This window comes from Cupriavidus sp. FW305-27, assembly GCF_058787995.1.
The window spans coordinates 1-8,272 of the sequence record NZ_JBYTAG010000121.1; the positions used below are offsets into that span (position 1 = coordinate 1).

Annotated in this window: 9 protein-coding genes; 3 read left to right on the forward strand and 6 right to left on the reverse strand. The window is 68.7% G+C overall.

The window, feature by feature from the left end; genetic code table 11:
- The first annotated feature begins 257 nt into the window (after positions 1-257).
- Complete coding sequence (locus AC3WRI_RS32480) at positions 258-1,355, forward strand: porin (RefSeq protein ID WP_010811450.1); 1,098 nt, start codon at positions 258-260, stop codon at positions 1,353-1,355.
- 51 nt (positions 1,356-1,406) lie between these two features.
- Here the strand turns inward: AC3WRI_RS32480 and AC3WRI_RS32485 are convergent, their stop codons facing one another.
- Both AC3WRI_RS32485 and AC3WRI_RS32490 read right to left on the reverse strand, forming a co-directional pair.
- The gene (locus tag AC3WRI_RS32485; protein WP_010811449.1) at positions 1,407-2,132 is read right to left on the reverse strand and encodes a histidine kinase; all 726 of its coding nucleotides are present in this window, start codon (positions 2,130-2,132) and stop codon (positions 1,407-1,409) included.
- The gene (locus AC3WRI_RS32490) at positions 2,129-2,866 is read right to left on the reverse strand and encodes a response regulator transcription factor (protein WP_010811448.1); all 738 of its coding nucleotides are present in this window, start codon (positions 2,864-2,866) and stop codon (positions 2,129-2,131) included. The genes AC3WRI_RS32485 and AC3WRI_RS32490 overlap by 4 nt, the downstream gene beginning before the upstream one ends.
- Positions 2,867-3,087: 221 nt before the next feature.
- Here AC3WRI_RS32490 and AC3WRI_RS32495 point away from each other — a divergent pair, with 221 nt between their 5' ends.
- On the forward strand, positions 3,088-3,768 hold the full coding sequence (locus AC3WRI_RS32495) for a response regulator transcription factor (protein WP_011614340.1): 681 nt from the start codon (positions 3,088-3,090) through the stop codon (positions 3,766-3,768).
- Positions 3,769-3,770: 2 nt separating this feature from the next.
- Here the strand turns inward: AC3WRI_RS32495 and AC3WRI_RS32500 are convergent, their stop codons facing one another.
- The 3 genes from AC3WRI_RS32500 to AC3WRI_RS32510 form a co-directional block, all read right to left on the reverse strand.
- Complete coding sequence (locus AC3WRI_RS32500; protein WP_010811446.1) at positions 3,771-4,754, reverse strand: Bug family tripartite tricarboxylate transporter substrate binding protein; 984 nt, start codon at positions 4,752-4,754, stop codon at positions 3,771-3,773.
- A gap of 116 nt (positions 4,755-4,870) precedes the next feature.
- Positions 4,871-5,170, reverse strand: coding sequence for a hypothetical protein (locus tag AC3WRI_RS32505; protein ID WP_011614338.1), 300 nt, complete (start codon positions 5,168-5,170; stop codon positions 4,871-4,873).
- A 47-nt stretch (positions 5,171-5,217) separates the two neighbouring features.
- Positions 5,218-6,132 (reverse strand): EamA family transporter, encoded by a 915-nt coding sequence (locus AC3WRI_RS32510; protein ID WP_010811444.1) that lies wholly within the window; start codon positions 6,130-6,132, stop codon positions 5,218-5,220.
- A gap of 106 nt (positions 6,133-6,238) precedes the next feature.
- Between AC3WRI_RS32510 and AC3WRI_RS32515 the strand changes: the two genes are divergently transcribed.
- Positions 6,239-6,790 carry a MarR family winged helix-turn-helix transcriptional regulator gene (locus AC3WRI_RS32515; protein WP_037025273.1) on the forward strand — a complete coding sequence of 184 codons (552 nt, stop codon included), beginning with the start codon at positions 6,239-6,241 and terminating at the stop codon, positions 6,788-6,790.
- A 3-nt stretch (positions 6,791-6,793) separates the two neighbouring features.
- Here the strand turns inward: AC3WRI_RS32515 and AC3WRI_RS32520 are convergent, their stop codons facing one another.
- Complete coding sequence (locus tag AC3WRI_RS32520) at positions 6,794-8,026, reverse strand: MFS transporter (protein WP_011614337.1); 1,233 nt, start codon at positions 8,024-8,026, stop codon at positions 6,794-6,796.
- Between the last annotated feature and the right edge of the window lie 246 nt (positions 8,027-8,272).

An 8,272-nucleotide genomic window follows, 5' to 3' on the forward strand; every position in this document is an offset into this window, starting at 1 on the left:
GTCCTCCCCGCCGCGATTCCCCACCAGCCCAGTGTGCAGGCCAGCTGCCAGCGCTGCCAGAACGCCCCAATTCGGAATTCTGTAGCGGCGAGACAACGGATTTGCACCAAAATCCTGCTTGAAAGGGCAGCTTGGCGGAGTTTTGTGTCCTTGTAGCTTACGTTTTGTTAAATTTTCGCGGCGTCTACAACGAAACGTAGACATCGTCCCCGCCGTGATCCGGCGGAGAGAACAGTACAAGACAGAAAAGGAGCACCATGAAGAAATCGGCCATCGTCCTCGCAGCCGGCAGCCTGTTGGCAGGTTCGGCGTTCGCACAATCGTCCGTTACCCTGTACGGTATCGTTGACCAGAGCATCCGCTTCCAGACGAACTCCAACGCCAACAACGACAACCTGTGGGAACTGACCAACGGCGCCGTCACCAACAGCCGCTGGGGCCTGAAGGGCAGCGAAGCCCTCGGCAATAACCTGAAGGCAATCTTCCAGCTGGAAGGCGGCTTCGATCCGGACACCGGCCGTTCCAACCAGGCCAGCGCCACCAACCCGAACGGCCGCCTGTTCGGTCGTCAGGCTTACGTTGGCCTGTCGGGCGACTTCGGCACGATCAAGCTGGGCCGCCAGTACACCGAAGGCTTTAACTTCTTCGGCGACTACGATCCGCTGACCATCGGCAACTACACCAACAACGCCTGGCCGTTCTTCCTGACCCAGTTCCGCAGCGACAACGTGGTCAGCTACGGCGGCAAGTTCGGCGGCCTGGACGTGGGCGCCAGCTACGGCTTCGGCGAGCAGCCGGGCAGCATGACCAAGAACCAGTACTGGGGCACCCGTGCCGCTTACTCGTTCGGTCCGTTCGGCATCGGCGGCGTGTACCAGGAAATCCGCGACATCAACGGCAACAAGCAGCAAATGTGGGGCGCTGCCGGTAAGTACGCCTTTGGTCCGGCCAAGCTGTTCGTGGGCTACGTCGGCGGCAAGGACCGCACCGGCGTGATCGACAACGGCTTCCTGAACAACTCGGCTGCCGCGCCTGCTCCGGCCGTGGTCACCGCCGGCGCTGCCAGCAACCCGCGCAAGGACACCCTCGGCTACATCGGCCTGACCTACCAGGCCACCCCGGCCCTGGCGCTGACCGGCGTGTTCTACGGCGACTACGTCGAGAACAAGAACGGCGTGAACGACAACAACGGCCGCCGCTACACCGGCGTGCTGCTGGCCGAGTACTCGCTGTCCAAGCGCACCCAGGTCTACGGCACGGTTGACTTCAACAAGGTTTCGGGCGGCACCACCACCGAAATGCCGGGCCGCAACAACCAGACTGGCGCTGCACTGGGTATCCGCCACATCTTCTGATCGACACCCGATCAGCAGTTCCTGGCAAAAGGCACCTTCGGGTGCCTTTTTTCATGGGCGCGGCCGGCGCCGCAGCCACAGGTACCAGCCGGCCTGCGAGGTGGCTTCGCCCATCGGCTGCAGCGGCACCAGCACGCCGCCATGCCGCGCCACCACGCGCTGTGCGCACAGCAGCGCCGGCCCGGGCTGCGCCAGCCGCGCGGCGCTTTCGTCGTCGGCGGAATCGAACGCCAGCCACAGCGCCAGGCCGCCGGCATGGCCACGGCACGTGATCCGCAGCGCAGTCTCCCGCGCCGCGGCATCAATGGCGCTGGTCAGCAGCCATTCCAGCGTTTGCGCCAGCATGGCCTGGTCCCCGCCAAGGCGCGGCAGGCGGCCGGCCGGCCGTTCAAGCCGTACGCCGGCCTCGCTGGCCAGGGTCCAGACGCGGTCCAGCGCTTCATCCAGCAGCGATTCCATGGCGATACGGCGCATGCGATAGGCGTGGCGCGTTTCGCGCAGCAGCCGGTTCAGGTCGTCGATCTGGCGCAGCGAACGGCGCGCATGGCTGCCGACCTGCGCCAGCAGCGCGGCGTCGGCCTGGGCCCGCGTGCGGCGCAGTTCCAGCCAGGCCAGCAGCGAGGCATTGGGTGCGCGCAGGTCGTGGCCAAGCACGTGCAGCAGCATGTCGTGCACGGCGGCGGGGTTGCGCACATCAGCGCGCCGCTGCGCGACCGGCCGGCCGCCGAACCACGGTGCCACGGCCAGCCCCGCCTGGTGCAGCCGGGACGCTCTCATGCGGCGGCCCGTTCGGTGCGCTCCGGGCGATCGGTACGCTCCAGCCGGTAGCCATGCGTGTAGACCGGCGTCAGCCGCAAGCCGTGCCCTGCCTGCAGCCCAAGCTTGCTGCGCACGCGCGAGACATGGGTATCGATGGTGCGCGACAGCGGCGAGATCTCGCGGCCCCAGACCGCGGCGGTGATGTGGTCGCGCGTGACGATGCGCCCCTCGTTGCGGAACAGCAGCACCGCCAGGTCGAACTCTTTGGGCGTCAGGCTGACCGGATCGCCGTTGCAGGTGACCTTGCGCAGGGCGCAGTCAAAAGCGTACTCGCCCAGCCGCAACGGCGCGAGCGGCGCCAGCTGCGCGGGATACGCGCGCCGCAGCAGGCAGTCGATGCGCGCGGCCAGCTCGGCCGGGCGCACCGGCTTGACCATGTAGTCGTCAGCGCCGGCCGCCAGGGCGTTGACGATGTCGAGCTCGGCCTCGCGGCAGGTCAGGAACATCACCGGGATGCGGCGGTCGAGGTGGGTACGCACCCAGGCCAGTACCTCGCGCCCGGACAGGTCCGGCATCTGCCAGTCCAGCAGCAGCAGGTCGAAGCCCGCGTCGCGCAGTGCCAGCAGCAGGCGCCGGCTTTCGGCGAAAGTCACGCAGTCATGTCCCGCGCCGGTAATGACCTGCCGGATCAGCGCCGCATCCGCGGGCGCGTCTTCAAGCGATGCAATGCGCGATGCCATTTTCTTTCCCATGTGTTGTCTCCGACGGAACAGAACACTAGCGGGACATTTAAGACCGCGTTGCCTTCGGCACGAATAGGAAAGACCTCAATCTCGATTTTCAACAATCTTTTACTTCTCGCCTCAGCAGGCCGCTCCTACCATGGGCTTCGCTGCGTGCCGAGCGGGCCCGCAGTGCCAAGCTCTGTCCATCCATCGGCGCATTCCGATGCGCCCGCGCAGGAGCCACTCTCGTGAACATCGCCGCGCTGCAGGCGGACCCGACCCTCGCCGTCAGCATCGAACAGACCCTGCGCCTGAACGGGCACCAGTGCACGCGCTATCTCAGCGGACGCACTATGATCGGCGCGCTGCGCGGCCGTTCGTTCGATCTGCTGATGCTCGACTGCGATACGCCGGGGATCCCGGCCCTGGAAGTGCTGGCATGGGTGCGCCGCACGCTCGGCAACGAGATGCCGGTGATGCTGACCGGCACCTCCAACGAAGAAGCCTTCGTCGCGGCCTGCTTTGCGCAAGGCGCCGACAGCTATGTGCCCAAGCCGCTGCGCACGGCCGAGCTGGCCGCGCGCGTGCTGGCGCTGTTGCGCCGCGCCAGGCCGGCGGTCGATGAATGCGACCTGGAGCACGGCGTGTTCCGCTTTGCCACCGCGGAGCGGCGCGTGTGGGTCCAGGGTAAGCCGGTGCTGCTGGCCCCCAAGGAATTCGACCTGGCGGTGCTGCTGTTCCGCAACCTGGGCTCGCTGGTGCTGCGCCAGGCCATGGTCGACCAGGTCTGGCGCTACCACATGGACCCGGCCTCGCGCACGGTGGACAGCCACCTGTCGCGCGTGCGCACCAAGCTGGCGCTGTGGCCGCACAACGGCGTGCGGCTGTCGTCGGTGTACGGGCTGGGCAGCCGCCTCGATGCGGCCTAGCCTCAATCGGCCTTGATGCCCGCGTCCCTGACGATGCGGGCGTTCTCCGCGGACTCTTCGCGAATAGCCTTGGCAAACTGCGCCGGCGTACCGCCGGTCGGCACTTCGCCGCCCTTGAGCAGGCGCTCATGGACTTCCGGCTCGGCCAGCGCCTTGTTCAGTTCGGCGTTCAGGCGGTTGATGATGGCCGCGGGCGTCTTGCCCGGCGCGAAGATGCCGAAGGTCGAGGTCAGGTTGGCCTTGGGGTAGCCCAGCTCGGCCAGCGTCGGCACCGAGGGCAGGCTCTCCAGGCGCCTGGGCGCACCCACCGCCAGCGCGCGCAGGCGGCCGGCCTGCATATGCTGGGTCAGCACCGGGCTGGCGTTGGTGCTCATCACCTCGAACTGGCCGCCGAGCGCGTCATTCATCTGTTGGCCCGCGCCCTTATACGGGATCAGCGTGATGTCGGCCTTCGACTTCTGCTTGATCTGTTCCAGCACTACGTGGCCAACCGTTCCCAGGCCCGACGTTGCCCAGCGCACCGAGCCCGGTTTGGCGCTGGCCTGGCCGACCACGTCGGCAAAGCCCTTGCCGCTGAAGCCGGCGGTGGCCACCACCAGCACCGGCGAGTACATCACGCTCATCACCGGCGCCACGTCCTTCTGCGGGTCGTAGTTGACGCGGCCGACATGCGGGTTGAGCGTCAGCGGGCTGGTGGCGGCGAAGCCCAGCGTATAGCCGTCCGGCGCAGCCTTGGCGACCGCATCGATGCCGATGCTGCCGCCCGCGCCGGCCTTGTTCTCGACCACCACCGAGGTGCCCATCTGCGCCGACAGCCGCTCGCCGAGCGCGCGCGCCACGGTGTCGCTGATGCCGCCGGTCGGGTAGGCGACGATCAGGCGGATCGGACGGCTGGGATAGGCGTCGGCAGCGGCGGCAGGCAGTGCGGCAGCACCGCTGGTCACGCACAGGGCGGCCAGCAGGGATGAGCGGAAGGGGAAGGCCATGATGGAAATGCGGGAGAGATTTCGACAGGAGGGCGCCGGGCGGGCGCCGGGCGCGGCAGCGGTTCGCCGGTCTGGCGCGGAGCAGCCGCTATCTTAGCCGATCGGGGCGTGCGCGCTCAGCGCACCAGCGGGCGTTCCGGCACCCACGAGACAAAGAGTTCGTTGGCCCGGTCATACAGGCGCCATACCGTGCCGCAGTCGCGGCAGGCAAAGGAAAGCATGCTGAACGGCACGCCGGCGGCGCTCTGGCTCACCAGCGGCACCGTGCCGCGCAGCGCCAGGCAGGACGGCGGCTCGCGCCGGCGCGGGTCGGCGGCGAGCGCCAGGCAGCGCTCGCAGGCAGGCGTGGCAGACGGTGCCGACGCGGGGTGGATGGATGGCGGGGACGGAGGCACGGCAGACTTCATGCCCGCCATGATGCCGCAAAACGCCGCCCGGCAGCAGCCGCTCACGCAATCTCGGATCAGGCCAGCTGCGTGCGCGTCACCGCGGCCGGCGCCGCCGCGCGCTGGCCCAGCCACACGCTGCCCAGCACCAGCAGCGCGCCGGCAGCCTGCATCGCCGTCAATGCCTGGCCCAGCACCAGAAAGCCGAGCACGGTGGCGCTGACCGGGCTGAGCAGCCCCAGCGCCGCCACCGCGGACGACGGCATGCGCCCGACACCGCGGAACCACAGCGCATAGCTGAAGCCGGCCCCGACAATGCTCAGCCACGCATAGCCAAGCCAGTTGGCCAGCGTGAAATGCCCGGGCAGCGGTTCCAGCACCAGTGCGAACGGCAGCAGGAACAGCCCGCCCGCGCACAACTGCCATGCCGTCAGCACCAGCGGCGAGACCGGCGGGCGCCAGTGCCGCGTCAGTACCGTGCCCACCGCCATCGATACCGCCCCGGCCGCTGCCGCCGCCACGCCGATGGCATCGAGCCGGGCGGCCGGGCCCAGTACCAGCAGCGCCACGCCCAGCAGCCCGCCCACGCCCGCCAGCCAGGCGGCCGGCCGCGGGCGTGCGCCCAGCCAGGCCCACGCCAGCACCACCACGATCAGCGGCTGGATCGCGCCGACCGTGGCCGCCACCCCGCCCGGCAACCGGTACGCGGCGATAAACAGCATGGCCTGGAAGAAGCCGATATTGAGCACGCCCAGCACCGCCGCGCGCCACCACCAGCTGCCGCGCGGCAGTTGCCGGCCGAAGGCAAGCATCGCCAGCCCGGCCGGCAGCGCCCGGATCACGCCTGAGAGCAGCGGCTGCCCCGGCGGCAGCCACTGGCTGGTGACCAGGTAGGTGCTGCCCCAGATGGCCGGGGCCAGCCCGGTCAGCAGGATGTCCCTGAGGGTCACGCCGCCGGTCGCGGCCAGGGAGGAAGATCCACTCGCCTTCATGTCGATATTCTTGATGTCAAGATAAATAGACTTTACGAAGCCGATTGGTTGATGTCAAGATACTTCGGTATTCCGCCCATCGCGTATTCCCACGCCCGCCCTGCTGATGACTGCCCGCCGCAAACCCGAAGACACGCCTGACCACGTCGATGGCATTCTCGCCCAATGGGCGCGAGAGCGCCCGGACCTGGATGCCTCGCCGATGGGCGTGATCGGCCGGCTGGGCCGGCTCAACCGCCATACCAGCCGGGCCATTGAAGCCGCGCTTGGGGAAACCGGCCTGCAGCCGTGGGAATTCGATGTGCTGGCGACGCTGCGGCGCGCGGGGCCGCCGTATGCGCTGTCGCCGGGCGCGCTGATCGGCTCGCTGATGATCACTTCGGGCACCATGACCAACCGGCTCGACCACCTGGAACGGGCCGGGCTGGTGCGGCGCCAGCCCAATCCGGAAGACCGCCGCGGGTTGCTGGTGGAACTGACCGAAACCGGACGCGAGCGCGTCGACCGCGCGCTGGAATTGCACGTGGCCAACGAGCACCGCCTGCTGGCGGACCTGACCGCGACGGAACGCGCGCAGCTGGCTGCGCTGCTGCGCCGCTGGCTGCGCATGTTCGAGCCGCCACCGGGCGGTGGCGGCGAAGGCAATGAACCGGCCTGAGTGTCAGGCCCGCTGACGCTCGCGCAGGTCGGGCAGGAAGATCGTCAGCAGGCCCAGCAGCGGCAGGTAGGCACAGTACTCGTACACCGCGCGGATGCCATGCGTATCGGCCATGCCGCCCAGCACCGCGGCGCCGATGCCGCCCATGCCGAAGGCAAAGCCGAAGAACAGGCCCGACACCATGCCGACCTTGCCGGGAATCAGCTCCTGCGCGAACACCAGGATCGCCGAGAACGCCGAGGCCAGGATAAAGCCGATGATGAAGGTCAGCACCGTGGTCCAGAACAGGCCCACGTGCGGCAGCGCCAGCGTGAACGGCGCCACGCCCAGGATCGACGCCCAGATCACGCGCTTGCGGCCGATGCGGTCGCCGATCGGGCCGCCCAGGATGGTGCCCGCCGCCACCGCGGCCAGGAACATGAACAGGTGCAGCTGCGCGTCCTGGCGCGCCAGCCCGAAGCGCTCCATCAGGTAGAAGGTGTAGTAGGAGGTCAGGCTGGCCATGTAGAAGTACTTGGAGAACACCAGCACCATCAGCACCACCATGGCCCGCACCACCAGGCGCATGGGAACCGGGCTGGCCACCGCGCCGGCGGCCTTGTGCTTGCGCGCGCCCTGCGCCAGCTGGCGCGCATACCAGCCGCCGATGCGCCACAGCACCACGATGCCCACCAGCGCCGCCAGCGAGAACCACGCCAGGCTGGCCTGCTGGTGCACGATCAGCGCGGCCAGCAGCGGCCCCATGGCGCTGCCGCCGTTGCCGCCCACCTGGAAGATCGACTGCGCCAGCCCGTGCTGGCCGCCCGAGGCCATGCGCGCCACGCGCGATGATTCCGGATGGAAGATCGATGAGCCGGTACCGACCAGCGCCGCGGCCACCAGCAGCACGCCGTAGCTCGGCGCCACCGACAGCAGCAGCAAGCCCGCCAGCGTGAACGCCATGGCGATGGCCAGCGAATGCGGCTTGGGATGCTTGTCGGTGTACAGGCCCACCACCGGCTGCAGCAGCGATGCCGTGACCTGGTAGGTCATGGTCAGCAGGCCGATCTGGGTGAAGCTCAGGTTGAAGCCCCCCTTGAGCATCGGATAGATCGCCAGGATCAACGACTGGATCATGTCGTTGAGGAAGTGGGCGAAGCTGATCGCCGACAGCACGCGGAAACCGGTGCGTTCGGCCTGGGGGGATGTCGCGGAGGGTGTCGCGCCAGCAGGCGCGGAGTCGATGGTTGTGCTCATTGGCGGCTCTCGACAGACGGAAAGCGGCCAGCGGGGGGCGCCGGCCTGGAAGGAACTGAGCACCGATGCTAGCTGGCGCCCGGGCGCCTGTCCTGCGAGAATAGGTCCCCGACCTTGGAGAAAAGGACATGCCGCGCGCCCCTCGCCCCCTTTCTGCTTCCGGAGCGGCCCGCCGCCGCCGCGATCAGCATGCGCCCCCTGCCCCCACGCCCGAGGCGCTGGCGCTGGGCGCCCCCTACGCCGATC

What these genes read in the sequence shown, in the direction of transcription:
- AC3WRI_RS32505 (WP_011614338.1), bottom strand. Translation starts at nt 5,170, where the DNA reads ATGGCGGGCATGAAGTCTGCCGTGCCTCCGTCCCCGCCATCCATCCAC.
- AC3WRI_RS32480 (WP_010811450.1), top strand. Translation starts at nt 258, where the DNA reads ATGAAGAAATCGGCCATCGTCCTCGCAGCCGGCAGCCTGTTGGCAGGT.
- AC3WRI_RS32485 (WP_010811449.1), bottom strand. Translation starts at nt 2,132, where the DNA reads ATGAGAGCGTCCCGGCTGCACCAGGCGGGGCTGGCCGTGGCACCGTGG.
- AC3WRI_RS32510 (WP_010811444.1), bottom strand. Translation starts at nt 6,132, where the DNA reads ATGAAGGCGAGTGGATCTTCCTCCCTGGCCGCGACCGGCGGCGTGACC.
- AC3WRI_RS32515 (WP_037025273.1), top strand. Translation starts at nt 6,239, where the DNA reads ATGACTGCCCGCCGCAAACCCGAAGACACGCCTGACCACGTCGATGGC.
- AC3WRI_RS32490 (WP_010811448.1), bottom strand. Translation starts at nt 2,866, where the DNA reads ATGGGAAAGAAAATGGCATCGCGCATTGCATCGCTTGAAGACGCGCCC.
- AC3WRI_RS32520 (WP_011614337.1), bottom strand. Translation starts at nt 8,026, where the DNA reads ATGAGCACAACCATCGACTCCGCGCCTGCTGGCGCGACACCCTCCGCG.
- AC3WRI_RS32500 (WP_010811446.1), bottom strand. Translation starts at nt 4,754, where the DNA reads ATGGCCTTCCCCTTCCGCTCATCCCTGCTGGCCGCCCTGTGCGTGACC.